This is a genomic window from Massilia sp. Mn16-1_5, from assembly GCF_004798585.1.
Taxonomy (GTDB): Bacteria; Pseudomonadota; Gammaproteobacteria; order Burkholderiales; family Burkholderiaceae_D; genus Telluria.
The window spans coordinates 142,115-158,251 of the sequence record NZ_PPXQ01000010.1 but is presented as its reverse complement, the minus strand read 5'-3'; the positions used below and the strand labels follow the sequence as shown (position 1 = coordinate 158,251).

The following is a 16,137-nucleotide window of genomic DNA, read 5'->3' as shown; positions in this document are numbered from 1 at the left end:
CCTTTCTAAGAGGTCGGGCGATGAATCTGCATCGATCTCACCCAGAGGGCATTATATCGACTAAGATTCTGGTTAAATTACTATTCTGGCTGACCACGCCGGGCCATGGCAGGATTATTATTGCACCACTGCAATTCGACTGACCATACTCTATGACACTCACCGAGCTGAAATACATCGTCGCCGTTGCGCGTGCCAAACACTTCGGCCATGCCGCCGAGTCCTGTTTCGTGGCGCAGCCCACCCTCTCGGTCGCCATCAAGAAACTTGAAGACGAGCTCGGCGTTACCCTGTTCGAGCGCGGCGGTTCGGAAGTGTCGGTCACGCCGGTCGGCGCCCAGATCGTGGCGCAGGCCGAGCGCGTGCTGGAACAGACCGCCGCCATCAAGGAGCTGGCCAAGCAGAACAAGGACCCGCTGGCCGGCCCGCTGCGACTGGGCGTGATCTACACGATCGGCCCTTATTTGCTGCCGCCGCTGGTGAAAAACCTGATCGACAACGTGCCGCAGATGCCGCTCGTGCTGCAGGAAAATTTTACGGTCAAGCTGCTGGAGCTGCTGCGCCAGGGCGAACTCGACGCCGCCATCATGGCTCTGCCCCTGCCCGACCACGGCATGCTGATGCAGACCCTGTACGACGAACCCTTCGTCGTCGCCACGCCGCGCACCCATCCCTGGTCGAAGCGCCGCGAGATCCCGGCCGACGATTTGAAAGCGGAAACCATGCTGCTGCTGGGCAGCGGCCACTGCTTCCGCGACCAGGTGCTGGAAGTCTGCCCGGAGATGGCGCGCTTCTCTTCGCCCGGCAACGGCATGCAGCGCACCTTCGAGGGTTCGTCGCTGGAGACGATCCGCCACATGGTGGCCAGCGGCATCGGCCTCACGGTGCTGCCGCGCGCTTCGGTGCGCGACATGGAAGATCCGAACGGCATGCTCTCCTTCGTTCCCTTTGCCAACCCGGCACCATCGCGCCGCGTAGTCATCGTCTGGCGCAAGAGTTTTACGCGGCGCGCGGCGATCGAGGCGGTGTGCAATGCGGTGGCGCAGTGCGATTTGCCGGGGGTCGACATGCTGGCGCTGGAAAAGGCGGCCTGAACTTTCGTCACGCGGCTGAGCGGTGGGCACGGGGCGCCCACCCTACACCCGTCGATGCCGTTGCCACATAGTAGGGTGGGCGCCCCGTGCCCACCAAACCGGCAATCCGGTAAAATCGCTGTCTTGTACACAATATTCTTGCGCGACAAGAAGCGAATCCATGAACAAGCTGGCGCTCTACTTCCGGCTGGTCCGCGCTGACAAGCCGATCGGCATCCTCCTCCTGCTGTGGCCCACGCTGTGGGCATTGTGGATGGCGTCCGGCGGCAAACCCGATCCGATGGTGGTCGTGATCTTCGTGCTCGGTACGGCACTGATGCGCTCGGCCGGCTGCGCGATCAACGACTATGCCGACCGCGATTTCGACAAGCACGTCAAGCGCACCGTCGACCGCCCGCTGACCTCGGGCCGCATCAAGGGCTGGGAAGCCGTGATGGTGGCGGCCGTGCTGGCGATTATTTCCTTCCTGCTGATCCTGCCGCTGAACACGCTGACCAAGCAGCTGTCGGTGGTGGCCGTGATCGTCGCCGGCTCCTACCCCTATTTCAAGCGCTTCTTCGCGATCCCGCAGGCCTATCTCGGCATCGCCTTCGGCTTCGGCATCCCGATGGCCTTTGCCGCCGTGCTGGGCAGCGTGCCTGCGGTGGCCTGGTGGCTGCTGCTGGCAAACATTTTCTGGGCCGTGGCCTACGACACCGAATATGCGATGGTCGACCGCGACGACGATTTGAAGATCGGCATCCGCACCTCGGCCATTACCTTCGGCCGCTTCGACGTCGCCGCCGTGATGCTGTGCTATGGCGTGGCGCTCGCCATCGACCTGGTCTGCGGCTGGATGCTGGGCCTGCGCTGGTGGTTCGTGGCCGGCGTCGTGGTCGCGGCAGGCATCGCGCTCTACCACTACACCCTGATCCGTGACCGCGACCGCATGCGCTGCTTTGCGGCCTTCCGGCACAACAATTGGTTGGGTGCGGCACTTTTCATCGGTGTCGCGTTAGACTATGCATTAGGATAATATTGTCCGAAATGCACCAACCGTTGCGATCATCGGATCGCAACCCACATTCCGATGAAGAGGACCTCCCCATGATGGAAAAAATCCCGACCCAGACCGGCGCCCGCGATCAACTGCTGGCCGACCTGAAGACCGTCATCCAGGACGCCGAAGCCTGGCTGCGCCACGGCAGCTCGCTGACCGGCGAGGAACTGACCAAGGCCAAAGCCAAGTTCGAAGGCGCCATCGCCGGCGCCAAGGAAAGCCTGGTGAACCTGGAAGTGGTCGAGAAGTCGAAAGCCGCTGCCAAGGCCACCGACACCTACGTCAAGGACAATCCCTGGAAGGCAGTCGGCATCGGCGCCGCGGTCGGCGTCGTGCTGGGCATGCTGATCAATCGTCGTTGATCGTGTTTACCGAGACGGTCGGCCGCATCGGGTCGACACTCGTATCCATGGCGCGCACGCGCCTGGAACTGGCCGCCGTCGAGGCGCAGGAGGAAGCACAGTCGCTGCTGGGCTACGCGGCCTGGACGCTGCTGGCCGCCTTCCTCGGCGCCTTCGCCTTCATGCTGGTCGCCCTGTTCGTCATCGTGCTGTTCTGGGACGAGCACCGGCTGCTCGCGATCGGCGTCATGGCCGGCGTGTTCGCGCTGGCCGCGGTGCTGATCCTGGCCAGGGTGCGCGCCGGCTTCGCCGCACGCGGGCCGATGCTGGCCGCGACGCGTGCGGAACTGGGCAAGGACATTGCCTTCATCAAGGGCACGGGGGTGGCGCATGAACAGTGAACAGACGCCGCTGGCGGTGCGCCGCGCGCACCTGGTCGCCGAATGCGCACGCCAGCGCGGCGACATGGCGCACCAGCTGAATTTGCTGAAGGCTCCTGTGGAACGTGTCCAGGGCGCGGCGGGATTCATCGGCGAGCATCGCAAGACCCTGCTGGCGGGTGCCGGCGTGGCCGTCGGCATGATGATCGCGCGGCCCAAGCCGGTGCTGGCCGTGATCGCGGCGGGCGCGTCCTTGTGGCAGCTTGCGCAGCGCGTGGTGCCGGTCGTGCAGAGGATGCTGCCGACGGTGCAGCGGGTGCTGCCGATCGTGCGCGCGCGAATTGGCGGGCATCTCGAATAAGAGACTGGTGGGGTCATTGAGGCCATTGGCCTCAATGACCCCACCGTTTTAATCCTTCCCTAATTCCTCACCCAACTCGCGCCCACGCGCGGCCGCAGCCTTCATTGCCGCGACAATCGCTTCCTTCACGCCTGCCGCTTCCATGCTCGTGATCGCCGCATGCGTCGTGCCGCCCTTCGAGGTCACGCGCTGACGGAGAACCTCCAGGGATTCATCCGACTGCGCGGCCAGTTGCGTCGCGCCGCTGAAGGTCGCCAGCGCCAGTGCCCTGCCCTGCTCGCTGCTCAAGCCCATCTCCTGGGCCGCCGCGACCATCGCTTCCAGGAAGTAGAAAACGTAGGCCGGTCCGCTGCCCGACACCGCCGTCACCGGATCGATCAGGGCTTCGTCGTCCAGCCACACGGTCTGGCCGACCGCGCGCATGACCTGGTCCGCCGCCGCACGCTGTGCCTCGCTCACGCCTTGCAAGGCTACCAGCCCGGTGATGCCCTGCTTGATCAGCGCCGGTGTATTCGGCATCGTGCGCACGATGGCGCTGTAGCCGCCCAGCCAGCGCGACAAATCGGCGCCACGGATGCCTGCCGCGATCGACAACACCAGCGGACCGCCTGTCAGATGTGGCGCCAGTGCGCCGGCGACTTCGCGCATCTGCTGCGGCTTCACGGCCAGCACGATCACATCGCCCGATGCCACCATGGCATCGACGCTGCCCGCGGTGGTCACGCCGTACTGCGCCGCCAGCTGCGCCAGGGCTTCCGGCTTGGGGTCGACGACGTGCACCTGCACGCCCGGTCCTTTTACCAGGCCGGCGATAAGCGCGGTGGCCATATTCCCGCCACCGATAAAACTGATCTTCATATGTGTCCTTTAATCGTAATGGCGTGAGCCGAAAATGGCGCTGCCCACGCGCACGATGGTTGCGCCCTCCAGAATCGCGGACGCCATGTCGCCCGACATGCCCATCGACAGCGTATCGAGAGCGAGGCCACCGGCGCGCAGGCTGTCGGCCAGCTGGCGCAGCCTGGCAAAGGCGGCGCGCTGCAGCGCCGGGTCGGCCTGCGCTTCGGGAATCGCCATCAGGCCGCGCAGCTTCAAATTCGGCAAGGCCGCCACCTGGCGCGCCAGCTCGGGCAGTTCGGCGGGCGTGGCGCCGCTCTTGGTGGCCTCGCCGCTGATGTTCACCTGCAGGCAGATGTTGAGAGGACCAAGTTCAGGTGGACGCTGTTCCGACAGGCGCTGGGCGATCTTCAGGCGTTCGACGGTGTGCACCCAGGCGAAGTTGGCCGCGATCGGGCGCGTCTTGTTGCTTTGGATCGGACCGATGAAATGCCACTCGAGCGGCGTATCCGGTTGCGCCGATGCCACGGCCGCGATCTTTTCGACGCCCTCTTGCAAGTAGTTTTCACCGAAGGCGCGCTGCCCTGCGGCCACCGCTTCGAGCACGGCTTCCATCGGAAAAGTCTTCGATACGGCCAGCAGCTGGACGCTGGAAGCGGGCCGGTTGGCGGCTTGCGCGGCGCTGGCGATTGTCGCTTCGACAGCTTGCAAGTTGGCGGCGATTGTGGACATAATTGTTTTCTATGGGAAATTTTCGAGCGGTTTGCCGGAGCTCCCCTTCACTGCACAGGGATTATAAATGGACATCTCAGAACTCCTCGCCTTCTCGGTGAAGAACAAGGCTTCCGACCTGCACCTCTCGGCCGGCCTGCCGCCGATGATCCGCGTGCATGGCGACGTGCGCCGCATTAACCTGCCGCCGCTCGAGCACAAGGACGTGCACGCCATGATCTATGACATCATGAACGACGGCCAGCGCAAGCAGTACGAGGAAGTGCTGGAGTGCGACTTCTCGTTCGCGATCCCCGGCCTGGCCCGTTTCCGCGTGAATGCCTTCAACCAGGAACGCGGCGCCGCCGCCGTGCTGCGTACCATCCCCTCGAAAATCCTGACGCTGGAAGAACTCAACGCGCCGAAGATCTTCGGCGAACTGGCCCTGAAGCCGCGCGGCCTGGTGCTGGTCACCGGCCCGACCGGCTCCGGTAAATCGACCACGCTGGCGGCGATGATCAACCACCTGAACGAAACCGAGTACGGCCACATCCTGACGATCGAAGACCCGATCGAATTCGTGCACGACTCGAAGAAGTGCCTGATCAACCAGCGCGAAGTCGGCCCGCACACGCTCTCCTTCAGCAACTCGCTGCGCTCGGCGCTGCGCGAAGACCCGGACGCCATTCTGGTCGGCGAACTGCGCGACCTCGAGACCATCCGTCTTGCCTTGTCGGCCGCCGAAACCGGTCACCTCGTGTTCGGCACCCTGCACACCTCCTCGGCCGCGAAGACCATCGACCGTATCGTCGACGTCTTCCCGGCCGAAGAAAAAGAGATGGTGCGCGCGATGCTGTCGGAATCGCTGCAGGCCGTGATCTCGCAGACGCTCCTCAAAACGAAGGACGGCTCGGGCCGCGTCGCCGCGCACGAGATCATGATCGGCACCCCGGCGATCCGTAACCTGATCCGCGAAGCGAAGATCGCGCAGATGTATTCAAGCATCCAGACGGGCAGCAACGTCGGCATGCAGACCCTGGACCAGAACCTGACGGACCTGGTGCGCCGCAACGTGATCTCCAGCGCGGCCGCACGCTCCGCTGCGAAAATCCCTGAAAACTTCCCGGGTTAAGGACAAAAAGAAAATGGAACGCGACCAGGCATCCAAATTCATGTTCGACCTGCTGCGCCTGATGGTCAGCAAGGGCGGCTCGGACCTCTTCATCACCGCCGGCTTCCCGCCCGCGATCAAGATCGACGGCAAGATGACGCCGGTCTCGAGCCAGCCGCTGACCGCCGCGCACACGGCGGATCTCGCGCGTTCGATCATGAACGACAAGCAGACCGCCGGCTTCGAACTGACGAAGGAGGCGAACTTCGCGATCAGCCCGGGCGACCTGGGCCGTTTCCGCGTCTCCGCCTTCGTCCAGATGAGCAGCGTCGGCATGGTGCTGCGCACGATCACGACCCAGATCCCGAAGTTCGAGGACCTCGCGCTGCCGAACGTGCTGAAGGACGTGATCATGTCCAAGCGCGGCCTGGTGATCATGGTCGGCGCGACCGGCTCGGGTAAATCGACGACCCTCGCCGCGATGGTCGGCTACCGCAACGAAAACAGCTACGGCCACATCATCACGATCGAGGACCCGGTCGAATTCGTCCACCCGCATAAAAACTGCGTGATCACCCAGCGCGAAGTCGGCGTCGACACCGACAGCTTCGAAGCGGCCCTGAAGAACTCCCTGCGCCAAGCCCCGGACGTGATCCAGATCGGAGAAATCCGCGACCGCGAGACCATGGAACACGCGATCGCGTTTGCCGAAACCGGTCACCTGTGCCTGGCCACCCTGCACGCCAACAGCGCCAACCAGGCCCTGGACCGCATCATCAACTTCTTCCCCGAAGAGCGCCGCCAGCAGTTGCTGATGGATCTTTCCCTGAACCTGCGCGGCCTGATCTCGCAGCGCCTGGTGCCGAAGAAGGAAGACAAGGGCCGCGTGGTGGCGATGGAAATCATGCTCAATTCCCCGCTGATCTCGGACCTGATCTTCAAGGGCGAAGTCCACGAGATCAAGGAGATCATGAAGAAGTCGCGCGAGCTCGGCATGCAGACCTTCGACCAGGCCCTGTTCGACCTCTACGAGCTTGACAAGATCTCGTACGAAGACGCGCTGCGCAACGCCGACTCGGTGAACGACCTGCGCCTGAACATCAAGCTCAACAGCAAGAATTCGAAAGACCGCGATTTCTCGGCCGGGACCGAGCACCTCGGCCTCGTCTGACAATTGGCGGGTGTATGATCCCGCCATGAACGTTTTCGACTTCGACGCGGTCGCCCTCGACGGCACCCCTACCGACCTGTCGCGCTACCGCGGCAAGGTGCTCCTGATCGTCAACACCGCCAGCGCCTGCGGCTTCACGCCCCAGTACAAGGGGCTGGAAAGCGTGTATCGCCAGTTCCAGCAACGCGGCGTCGAAGTGCTGGGCTTCCCCTGCAACCAGTTCGGCAAGCAGGAATCCGGCAGCGAAGCCGAGATCGGCGCCTTCTGCGAAAAGAACTACGGAGTCACTTTCCCCCTGTTCGCCAAGGTCGAGGTCAACGGGCCGAACGCCCATCCGCTGTTCCGGCACCTGAAGCGCGAAGCGCGCGGCGCGCTGGGCACGCAGGCCATCAAATGGAACTTCACCAAGTTCCTCGTCGCTCCGGATGGCAGGGTCGTCAAGCGCTACGGTCCCGCGACGAAGCCGGAACAGATCCTCGGCGATATCGAAGCTCTGCTCAAGTAAGACAACGCAAAAACAAAAAGCCCGCATCTGCGGGCTTTTTGTTTTGTGCGACCGAGCTTACTTCTGGATCGGCGCGACCGGGACGCTGGCCGGAGTCGGCGACGCGGCTGGCGCCACGCCGGCATCGACTTGCGGCGCGACCGGCGTGGTGGCCGGGGTCGTGGTCAGGGTCGGTGCTGCGGCGCTGCCGGCATCGGTCGCTGCGCCCGACTGGACCGGGGCTGCCGTGGTGCCGGTCGTGGCCTGCACGTCGGCCGAGGTCGCGGTCGTGCCCGACGCTGCGCTCGAACCCGAGGTCGTCGTCGAGGTCGAAGTCGATGCCGATGCGTCAGTGGACTCCGTCTTCGCAGGCTCCTTGCTTTCCTTGTGCTTGGCCTTGGTCTTGGCCGTATGCTTGGCCTTGGCAGTGTCCTTCTTGACTGCAGGCTTGGCATCCGCCTTGGTGTCCGCCTGGGCCGAAGCGGCAGCGGCAGGCGCGGCAGATGCGGTGCTCACGGTCGACTTGACGTCCTTGTTGTCGACCAGGACGGCCGTTTTCGAATCCATCTTGCCGGTATTGGCTTTGGCGACAGGCGCCGGGCTTTGGGCAAAAGCGGCGCTTGCGAACAGGCCGGCGATCAGGGTGGCGGTGATTTTCTTCATGGTGTGGCTCCTTGGTATGGCCGTCGCCCGTGCGACAGGCAAGGGAAGCCCGCGCTGACGCGGGCTCGGTCGACTGAGGGGTGCTTACTTGGTTTTTGCGGTGGCCGAGACATCGGCGCCATGGGTGCCGGTGTGGCCGGTGGCGCTCACTTCTGCTGGCGGGTGAATGCTCGACTTGCCGGCGGTGGTCTTGGCGTCCTTGGCATCGGCCTTGATGGCTGCCTTGGCGTCCTTGGTGTCGGCCTTGATGGTGTCCTTGGCTTGCTTGGTATCGGCCTTCAGCGTGGCCTTGGCGTCCTTGGCGTCGGCCTTCACCTCGGCTTTCGCTTCCTTGGTGTCGGCCTTGACTTCCGCCTTGGTCGGCGCCGGCGCAGTCGTGGTGGTCTGCGCGAAGGCGGCAGTGGCGAACAGGCCGGCGATCAGGGTAGCGGTGATTTTCTTCATGGTCGAGCTCCTTGTTGGTTGTCTTGTCAGTGCATGTATTGCATGTCACTGAGCTATCAACGGGGCGTGGTCGACCGTTGTTGACGAACTTAACAATCCCTTACATTCGTGGCATTTGCTTACATCTCATGCAACAAGCCTTACCTCACGGGCGAAAAAAGGGCTGCACTTGGCAGCCCTTAGTTTCGGCAACATGTTGGGGGATCAGACCTCGGCCCACTCCTCGCCGCCTAGCAGCGGCTCGCGCACATTCCTGGTCGCAACGCGTGCCGGCATGGCGGGCGCCGTCAGCGCCGTGCCCAGTTTGAACACCGACACCAGGCGAGCCAGGCCGGCTGCCTGATCCTGCAGCGACTCGGCCGAGGCGGCCGCCTCTTCCACCAGCGCGGCGTTCTGCTGCGTGGCCTGGTCCATCTGGCTAATGGCCTGGTTGATCTCTTCAATGCCGGCGCTCTGCTCGGCGCTGGCAGAGCGGATCTCGGCGATGATGGCCGACACGCGCTGCACGCTCGAGACGATGTCGTCCATCGTCTTGCCCGCTTCGGCCACCAGGGTGGTGCCGACGCCGACCTTCGACACCGAATCGTCGATCAGCGCCTTGATTTCCTTCGCCGCGCCGGCCGAGCGCTGGGCCAGGCTGCGCACTTCCGATGCCACGACGGCGAAGCCGCGGCCCTGTTCGCCGGCACGCGCCGCTTCCACGGCGGCATTCAGCGCCAGGATATTGGTCTGGAAGGCGATGCCGTCGATGACCCCGATGATGTCGACGATCTTCTTGGACGAGGCGTCGATCGAATCCATGGTGCTCACCACCTGCGCCACCACCTCGCCGCCGCGGCGCGCCACGCTTGACGCCGATTCGGCCAGCGCGTTGGCCTGCTGCGCGTTGTCGGCGTTCTGGCGCACGGTCGCGGTCAGCTCTTCCATCGAGGACGCGGTTTCCTCGAGCGAGCCGGCCTGCTGTTCGGTACGGCTGGACAGATCGAGGTTGCCCGCGGCGATCTCGCGCGAAGCGGTGCCGATGCTGTCGGTACCACTGCGCACGTTGCCGACCATGGTGGCCAGGCTGTCGTTCATCTTGCGCAGGGCGGCATACAGGCGGGTGACTTCGTCGCGGCCGCTGGCCTCGATCTGCGAGGTCAGGTCGCCGCCGGCCACGCGCTCGGCCACGGCCACTGCTTCGTGCAAGGGACCGGCGATGGAGCGGGTGATCAGCCAGGCGAACAGTGCGCCGGCGGCGATCGCCAGGCCGCTGACCAGGAAGGTGATCTGTTTCAGCTGGCGGTCGTGGCCGGCCGCGGTCGTCATCACGGCGGCGGTGGCCGCGTTCGCCTGCTCGACCAGTTTATCCATTTCGGCCAGGGCGGCCTGGTTCAGCGGATCGATCTGCGTCACGATGGTCTTGATCGCGCCTTCGCCGTCGAAGGCCAGTGCCTGGCCCAGCGCTTCCTTGAAGGGTTTTTCCAGGGCGGCATCGAGGCGGGCGATCTCGGCCAGGCGCTGCTTCTCGCCGACGTCCAGGTCCAGCGCCAGCAAGGTTTCACGTGCCTTACTGTAGCGTTGGCGCAACTCCTTGATGCGCTGCTCTTCTTTTTGCATTGCAGCAACGTCGCTTTGCAAGCCAATGTTACGGATCGCGATGCCGCTTTGCAGCTGCACGCTCTTCATCGTGTCCACCAGCACCGTCTTCTGGCTGGCCGCCTCGATACCGGCGGTGAGACGATCCCGGTTGGCATTACTCAATACGGTATTAATCAATACGACGACGGCAAGCAAGAGCAGCAGCGTGCCGAAACCGGCCGCGAGACGCGTGCCGATCCGTAGATTGCGCAAGTTCATTTTGTTTTGCCTCAAAGAAAATTTAAATGTATTCTAGCTTGGCGAAGCGGTAAAATCACAACTGCCGTCGAGCAGCCTAAATTATCTAAAAGAAGTGTTGCGATTCGGCGACTTGCCCTTCAGCAACAGCGATCCGTGCCGATAGACACTACACGCGATGACGCGTGACATTTACTGAGGATGAGTATGAAAGCATTATTCCGTACGCTGACCGTGTCGGCAGCGCTGATCATGGCGGCACCAAGCTTCGCAGCCGAGAACGGCACCCAGGAAGAGGCCAGTGCCATGGTCAAGAAGGCCGTCGCCTACCTGAAGGCCAACGGCAAGGACAAGACCCTGGCCGAAGTCTCGAACAACAAGGGCCAGTTCGTCGACCGCGACCTGTACATCTCCGTGTACGACATGAACGGCAACGTGCTGGCACACGGAACCAACGCCAAGCTGATCGGCAAGGACGTCTCGGCCCTGAAGGATGCCGACGGCAAGGAATTCATCAAGGACATCCTGGGCAAGGCCAAGGCGGCCGGCAAGGGCACGTCCGACTACAAGTGGCCGAACCCGACCACCAAGGAAATCCAGGCGAAAACCGTTTACTTCGAAAAGGCTAACGACATGGTCTTCTCGAGCGGCTACTACAAGAAGTAATCCTGTTGGCGGGATAAGCAAAGGGCGGCATGCGTGCCGCCCTTTTTCTTTTTACGCGACGTTCAGGCCCATCGCGCGCACCAGCTCCGCCGCCTGGCGCGGCGAGATGGTCGCGCCGGCAAACAACTTGGCATTCACCAGCTTCAGTCCGCCGAGGTCCGCCTCGCGCAAGTCGGCGCCATCGAAGCGCGTGTCCTTGATATGGGCGTCGCGCAGGCTGCCGCCCTCAAGAACGGCATCGCGGAAATCGCAGCCCGACAGATCGGCATCGGCGAAGTCGAGGCCGACCAGGGTCTGCTTGCGGAAAGACATGCGGCGCAGGTCGGCGCCGATCAGCAGGCTGTCCTCGAAGGACAGGCCGAGGTAGCTCACTTCCTCGAAGGCGGCGCCGGTCAGCTTGCAGCTGCGGAAGCTGCAGGAGGCCAGCTTGGCGCGGCGCCAGCTCGTGTTGTTCAGGTCACTGGATTCGAAACGCGCGTCGACCAGGTCACCCGACTCGAAGTCGGCATGCCCTGCCCGGCAGCGCTGCCAGCGCGTGCGCGCCAGGTTGGCGGCGTAGAACGAGGTGTCGAGCAGCGCGCAGTTGCGCAACACGCTGTCCTGCAGGTTCAGGCGCGACAGGTCGGCGCCTGAAAGATCGCAGTCGTCGAAGACGAGCAGCGCGTCTTCCTGCAGCAGCTGTTCGATGCGGGTGCGGTCGAGCGATTCGCCGCTGACGGTGATGGTGGAACGCGGCATCAGCGGCTCTGGATCTCGGCCGAGCCGTGGATCACGCAGCCGCGGTTGACGTTTTCCAGGAAGCGGATCGCTTCGCCCATCGAGGCGGACGATGGCACCAGGCGGTTCAGTCCGGGTTCGCTGGAGACGCGGTCGAGGCCATAGGCGATCGCACGCGAGACGTCGCGGGCGCGCTTGCCGTCGCTGTTGTAGAGGGCATCGTAGACGCCGACTTCTTCCCACAGAGGGACGAAGCCGGGGGTGGTGGAATCCTCGAAGACGACGACGGGTTCAAGGCCTCCTTCGTCGCGCACGAGGCGGAATACGGAACTCATGGGGTACTCGTGTGGTGATTGGGAGGGAATGCTAGCATGGGTGCGGCTACGGTGTCGGCCGGGTATTCACGGGCACGAAAACGCGTGGGCATGCCCACCCTACGTTACGCGACGGCCACGTACCCTTGCATGGGCGTAGGGTGGGCATGCCCACGCGTTTTTCGTACCGCGGCCTGCCCGATCCTTAATTCACGCCTGTAACGCCCGATCCACCAACTCGATCCAATGCGTCACCGGGGTGTCGGTCCCCGACTGCAAATGCGTCATGCACCCAATATTTGCCGAGACGATCTCCTTCGCCCCGGTTGCTTCCAGGTTGGCCAGCTTGCGGTCGCGCAGTTCGTGGGCGATCTCGGGGTGCAGCACCGAATAGGTACCGGCCGAGCCGCAGCACAGGTGGCTGTCGGCGCACAGGACGACGTCGACGCCGGCCGCGCGCAGCACGCCTTCGACCTTGCCGCGGATTTGCTGGCCGTGCTGCAGTGTGCACGGCGGGTGGAAAGCGACGCGTTCCTTGATCTTCCCGCGCATGGCGACTGCCAGTTCTTCCTCGAAGGCCGGCATGATCTCGGAGAGGTCGCGCGTGAGCATCGAGATGCGCCCCGCTTTCGCCGCGTAGTCCGGATCGTGCGCCAGCAGGTGGCCATATTCCTTGACCGTCACGCCGCAGCCGGAGGCCGTCATCACGATCGCCTCGACCTGTTCGTTCTCGACATAGGGCCACCAGGCGTCGATGTTGCGGCGCATGTCGTCCAGCCCCGCTTCCTGGTCGTTCAGGTGGTAGCGTACGGCGCCGCAGCAGCCGGCCTTTGGCGCCACGACCAGCTGCACGCCCAGCGCATCGAGCACCCGCGCGGTGGCGGCGTTGATGTTCGGCGCCATCGCCGGCTGCACGCAGCCATCGAGCACCAGCATCTTGCGCGCGTGGGCGCGGGTCGGCCAATGACCGGCGCTGCGCGGACGCTGCACCTTGTCCTGCAGTTCCTTGGATAACAGCGGGCGCAGCGCCGTGCCGACGCCATACGCCGGCTTGAACAGGCTCGTTCGCGGCAGGAATTCCTTGAGCATGGTGCGCTTGACGCGGTCCTTCGGCGGACGCGGCACGCGTTCCTCGACCACGCGGCGGCCGATGTCGACCAGGCGGCCGTACTTGACGCCCGACGGACAGGTCGATTCGCAGTTGCGGCAGGTGAGGCAGCGGTCCAGGTGCAATTGCGTCTTGCGCGTCGGTTCCGCGCCTTCCAGCACCTGCTTGATCAGGTAAATGCGTCCGCGCGGACCATCGAGCTCGTCGCCCAGCACCTGGTAAGTGGGGCAGGTGGCGGTACAGAAGCCGCAGTGCACGCAGGCGCGCAGGATGGCTTCGGCTTCGTTGCCTTCCGCGGTGCCCTTGATGAAGTCGGCCAGGTTCGTTTGCATGCTTAAAACATCCGTCCAGGATTGAAAATGTGCGATGGGTCGAAGGCGGCCTTGAGGCGCTCGTGGATGCGCGCAACGGCTGGCGCCAGCGGCTGGAACACGCCGGCGCTTTTATCGCCGCCGCGGAACAGGGTCGCGTGGCCGCCAACGGCGCGCACCGCGCTGCGGATCGTCTCCGCCGCGTTCGACGAGGCGCGCAGCCAGCGCTGCGCCCCGCCCCACTCGATCAGCTGTTCGCCGTCCAGCACGATCGCGCCCGTGGTCGAGGGCACCGACAAACGCCACAACGGCGCTTCGCCCGTAAAGAAGGCGTGGCGCTGTTCGCGCAGGTCATTCCAGAAGCCGTCGGCATCCGGCACCACCTGCCCGCCCAGCGATTTGACGGCCGCGTCCACCGCCGCCTGCGCGCCCGCCAGACGCAGCATCAGCACGCCCTGGTACCAGCAGCTGGCGGACAGCGGCAGCGGCTGGCCGCCCCACACGTTGAGCATGCGGATCGCTTCGATCTCGCTCGTCTCGAAGCGCAGCGTGGCATCCAGCAAGGCACGCGGCAGCACTTTGACGGACAACTCCGTGATCAGCCCGAGCGTGCCGAGCGAGCCCGCCAGCAGGCGCGAGACGTCGTAGCCGGCCACGTTCTTCATGACCTGGCCACCGAAGTTGAGCAGCTCGCCCTTCCCGTCCATCAGCTGGGCACCCAGCACGAAGTCGCGCACGGCGCCGCTGTTGGCGCGGCGCGGGCCGGAGAGGCCGGCGGCAATCGCACCGCCGAAGGTCGCGCCTTCGCCGAAATGCGGCGGCTCGAAGGCCAGCATCTGGTTCTGCTGCGCCAGCACGGCTTCGATCTCGGCGAGCGGCGTGCCGCAGCGCGCCGTGATCACCAGTTCCGTCGGCTCGTAGTCGACGATGCCGCTAAAGCCGCGCGTGTCGAGGATCTCGCCCGCCAGCGCGCCGCCATACCAGTCCTTGGTGCCGCCGCCGCGTATGCGCAGTACCCGTTGCTGAGCTGCGGCCGCGCGTATCTGTTCCTTGAATTGTTCAATCATTTTCTAAAAGCGCGGGAGGTCTGGGAAAGGCACTTCGCCGTGGTGCACGTGCAGCTTGCCGAATTCGGCGCAGCGGTGCGGTGTCGGGATGGCCTTGTCCGGGTTGAGCAGCATCGGCACGTCGAAAGCGCGCTTGACGGCGAAGAAGGCGTCGAGCTCGGCGCGTTCGAACTGCACGCACATCGAATTGATCTTCTCCATGCCGACGCCGTGTTCGCCCGTGATGGTGCCGCCCACTTCCACGCACAGCGCGAGAATGGCGGCGCCGAAGGCTTCGGCACGCTCGAATTCGCCCGGCTGGTTCGCATCGAACAGGATCAGCGGATGCATGTTGCCGTCGCCCGCATGGAACACGTTCGCGCAGCGCAGCCCGTAGGTGGTTTCCATCTGCTCGATGCTGCTGAGTACATGGGCCAGCTGCTTGCGCGGGATGGTGCCGTCCATGCAGTAGTAATCCGGCGAGATGCGTCCCGCCGCCGGGAAGGCATTCTTGCGGCCGGACCAGAACTTCATCCGCTCCGCTTCGTTTTGCGAGACCGCGATCGCGCTGGCGCCCGCGCGCTCGAGCACGTCGGCCATGCGTGCGATTTCCTCGGCCACCTCCAGCGGCGTGCCGTCGGCCTCGCACAGCAGGATGGCGGCGGCGTCGGTGTCGTAGCCGGCGTGTACAAAGGGCTCGACCATGCGCGCCGAGGTGCGGTCCATCATTTCCAGGCCCGCCGGGATGATGCCGGCCGCGATCACGCTGGCTACGGCATTGCCGCCGGTGACGACGTCGTCGAAGGACGCCATGATCACCTGGGCCGCGATCGGCTTCGGCACCAGTTTTACCGTCACCTCGGTGACGATGCCGAGCATGCCTTCCGAACCGATGAAGACGGCGAGCAGATCCAGGCCCGGAGCGTCCAGCGCCTCGCTGCCCAGTTCGATGATCTCGCCGTCGATGGTGGCCACGCGCACGCGCAGCACGTTGTGGACGGTGAGGCCGTATTTCAGGCAGTGCACGCCGCCCGAATTCTCGGCCACGTTGCCGCCGATGGTGCAGGCGATCTGCGAGGACGGGTCCGGCGCGTAGTACAGGCCGTATTGCGCTGCCGCCTCGGAAATGGCGAGATTGCGCACGCCCGGCTGGACCACGGCGGTGCGCGCATACTCGTCGACGCGCACGATGCGATTCAAGCGCGCCGTGGACAGCACCACGCCGTCATGGATCGGCAGCGCCCCGCCCGACAGGCCGGTACCGGCGCCGCGCGGCACGATCGGCACGTTCAGCTCGCGGCAGACGTTCAGGATCGCCAGTACCTGCTCTTCGTTGGCTGGCAGGGTGACGATCATCGGCAGCTCGCGGTAAGCGGCCAGGCCGTCGCATTCGTAGGGCCGGGTGTCTTCCGGATCGGAGAGGACGGCGCCATCGGGGAGCCTTGCCTTCAGGGCTGCTGCAACCTGCTGGCGGCGTTCGAGAGAGACTTGGAGAGAGGCGGACATGCCTTCGATTGTAGC

Annotated in this window: 19 protein-coding genes; 9 read left to right on the top strand and 10 right to left on the bottom strand. The window is 64.5% G+C overall.

All coding sequences use genetic code 11. The features are described from left to right. The first annotated feature begins 152 nt into the window (after positions 1-152). From C2862_RS13925 to C2862_RS13905, 5 genes are all read left to right on the top strand, one after another. Positions 153-1,094 carry a hydrogen peroxide-inducible genes activator gene (locus C2862_RS13925; RefSeq protein WP_136220729.1) on the top strand — a complete coding sequence of 314 codons (942 nt, stop codon included), beginning with the start codon at positions 153-155 and terminating at the stop codon, positions 1,092-1,094. Positions 1,095-1,254: 160 nt separating this feature from the next. Beyond that, positions 1,255-2,109: a 4-hydroxybenzoate octaprenyltransferase gene (gene ubiA, locus C2862_RS13920; RefSeq protein WP_136220728.1), complete on the top strand. Its 855-nt coding sequence runs from the start codon at positions 1,255-1,257 to the stop codon at positions 2,107-2,109. A gap of 71 nt (positions 2,110-2,180) precedes the next feature. Then, positions 2,181-2,495, top strand: coding sequence for a YqjD family protein (locus C2862_RS13915; protein ID WP_136220727.1), 315 nt, complete (start codon positions 2,181-2,183; stop codon positions 2,493-2,495). A gap of 2 nt (positions 2,496-2,497) precedes the next feature. Beyond that, positions 2,498-2,875: a phage holin family protein gene (locus C2862_RS13910; protein ID WP_229467433.1), complete on the top strand. Its 378-nt coding sequence runs from the start codon at positions 2,498-2,500 to the stop codon at positions 2,873-2,875. Further along, entirely contained in the window at positions 2,865-3,215 is a 351-nt protein-coding gene (locus C2862_RS13905) for a YqjK family protein (RefSeq protein WP_136220726.1), read from the top strand. The genes C2862_RS13910 and C2862_RS13905 overlap by 11 nt, the downstream gene beginning before the upstream one ends. A 48-nt stretch (positions 3,216-3,263) precedes the next feature. Here C2862_RS13905 and proC read toward each other — a convergent pair whose 3' ends face one another. Further along, positions 3,264-4,073: a pyrroline-5-carboxylate reductase gene (proC, locus tag C2862_RS13900; protein ID WP_136220725.1), complete on the bottom strand. Its 810-nt coding sequence runs from the start codon at positions 4,071-4,073 to the stop codon at positions 3,264-3,266. 9 nt (positions 4,074-4,082) lie between these two features. Then, positions 4,083-4,784, bottom strand: a complete 702-nt coding sequence (locus C2862_RS13895) for a YggS family pyridoxal phosphate-dependent enzyme (RefSeq protein ID WP_136220724.1) — start codon at positions 4,782-4,784, stop codon at positions 4,083-4,085. Between the two features lie 67 nt (positions 4,785-4,851). On the opposite strand from C2862_RS13895, the gene C2862_RS13890 reads away from it, so the two are divergent. Genes C2862_RS13890 through C2862_RS13880 form a run of 3 tightly spaced genes read left to right on the top strand, consistent with a single transcriptional unit; the run spans position 4,852 to position 7,550 of the window. Then, on the top strand, positions 4,852-5,895 hold the full coding sequence (locus C2862_RS13890; protein WP_136220723.1) for a type IV pilus twitching motility protein PilT: 1,044 nt from the start codon (positions 4,852-4,854) through the stop codon (positions 5,893-5,895). Between the two features lie 13 nt (positions 5,896-5,908). Continuing rightward, complete coding sequence (locus C2862_RS13885) at positions 5,909-7,045, top strand: PilT/PilU family type 4a pilus ATPase (RefSeq protein WP_136220722.1); 1,137 nt, start codon at positions 5,909-5,911, stop codon at positions 7,043-7,045. A gap of 25 nt (positions 7,046-7,070) precedes the next feature. Beyond that, complete coding sequence (locus C2862_RS13880) at positions 7,071-7,550, top strand: glutathione peroxidase (protein ID WP_136220721.1); 480 nt, start codon at positions 7,071-7,073, stop codon at positions 7,548-7,550. Positions 7,551-7,607: 57 nt separating this feature from the next. Here C2862_RS13880 and C2862_RS13875 read toward each other — a convergent pair whose 3' ends face one another. The 3 genes from C2862_RS13875 to C2862_RS13865 form a co-directional block, all read right to left on the bottom strand. Next, entirely contained in the window at positions 7,608-8,192 is a 585-nt protein-coding gene (locus C2862_RS13875) for a hypothetical protein (RefSeq protein WP_136220720.1), read from the bottom strand. 84 nt (positions 8,193-8,276) lie between these two features. Next, a complete protein-coding gene (locus C2862_RS13870) occupies positions 8,277-8,636 on the bottom strand; it encodes a hypothetical protein (protein ID WP_136220719.1) in 360 nt (119 codons plus the stop codon). Between the two features lie 204 nt (positions 8,637-8,840). Next, positions 8,841-10,475 carry a methyl-accepting chemotaxis protein gene (locus C2862_RS13865; RefSeq protein ID WP_136220718.1) on the bottom strand — a complete coding sequence of 545 codons (1,635 nt, stop codon included), beginning with the start codon at positions 10,473-10,475 and terminating at the stop codon, positions 8,841-8,843. 186 nt (positions 10,476-10,661) lie between these two features. Between C2862_RS13865 and C2862_RS13860 the strand changes: the two genes are divergently transcribed. Continuing rightward, complete coding sequence (locus C2862_RS13860) at positions 10,662-11,120, top strand: cache domain-containing protein (RefSeq protein ID WP_136220717.1); 459 nt, start codon at positions 10,662-10,664, stop codon at positions 11,118-11,120. A 51-nt stretch (positions 11,121-11,171) separates the two neighbouring features. On the opposite strand, the gene C2862_RS13855 is transcribed toward C2862_RS13860, so the two are convergent. The 5 genes from C2862_RS13855 to C2862_RS13835 form a co-directional block, all read right to left on the bottom strand. Next, the gene (locus C2862_RS13855; RefSeq protein ID WP_136220716.1) at positions 11,172-11,858 is read right to left on the bottom strand and encodes a pentapeptide repeat-containing protein; all 687 of its coding nucleotides are present in this window, start codon (positions 11,856-11,858) and stop codon (positions 11,172-11,174) included. Then, a complete protein-coding gene (locus C2862_RS13850; protein WP_136220715.1) occupies positions 11,858-12,172 on the bottom strand; it encodes a hypothetical protein in 315 nt (104 codons plus the stop codon). Before C2862_RS13850 ends, C2862_RS13855 begins: the two co-directional genes overlap by 1 nt. A 189-nt stretch (positions 12,173-12,361) precedes the next feature. After that, positions 12,362-13,591, bottom strand: coding sequence for a glycolate oxidase subunit GlcF (glcF, locus tag C2862_RS13845; RefSeq protein WP_136220714.1), 1,230 nt, complete (start codon positions 13,589-13,591; stop codon positions 12,362-12,364). Between the two features lie 2 nt (positions 13,592-13,593). Next, positions 13,594-14,637, bottom strand: coding sequence for a glycolate oxidase subunit GlcE (gene glcE / locus C2862_RS13840; protein WP_136220713.1), 1,044 nt, complete (start codon positions 14,635-14,637; stop codon positions 13,594-13,596). A 3-nt stretch (positions 14,638-14,640) separates the two neighbouring features. Continuing rightward, positions 14,641-16,122, bottom strand: a complete 1,482-nt coding sequence (locus tag C2862_RS13835; RefSeq protein WP_136220712.1) for an FAD-linked oxidase C-terminal domain-containing protein — start codon at positions 16,120-16,122, stop codon at positions 14,641-14,643. Between the last annotated feature and the right edge of the window lie 15 nt (positions 16,123-16,137).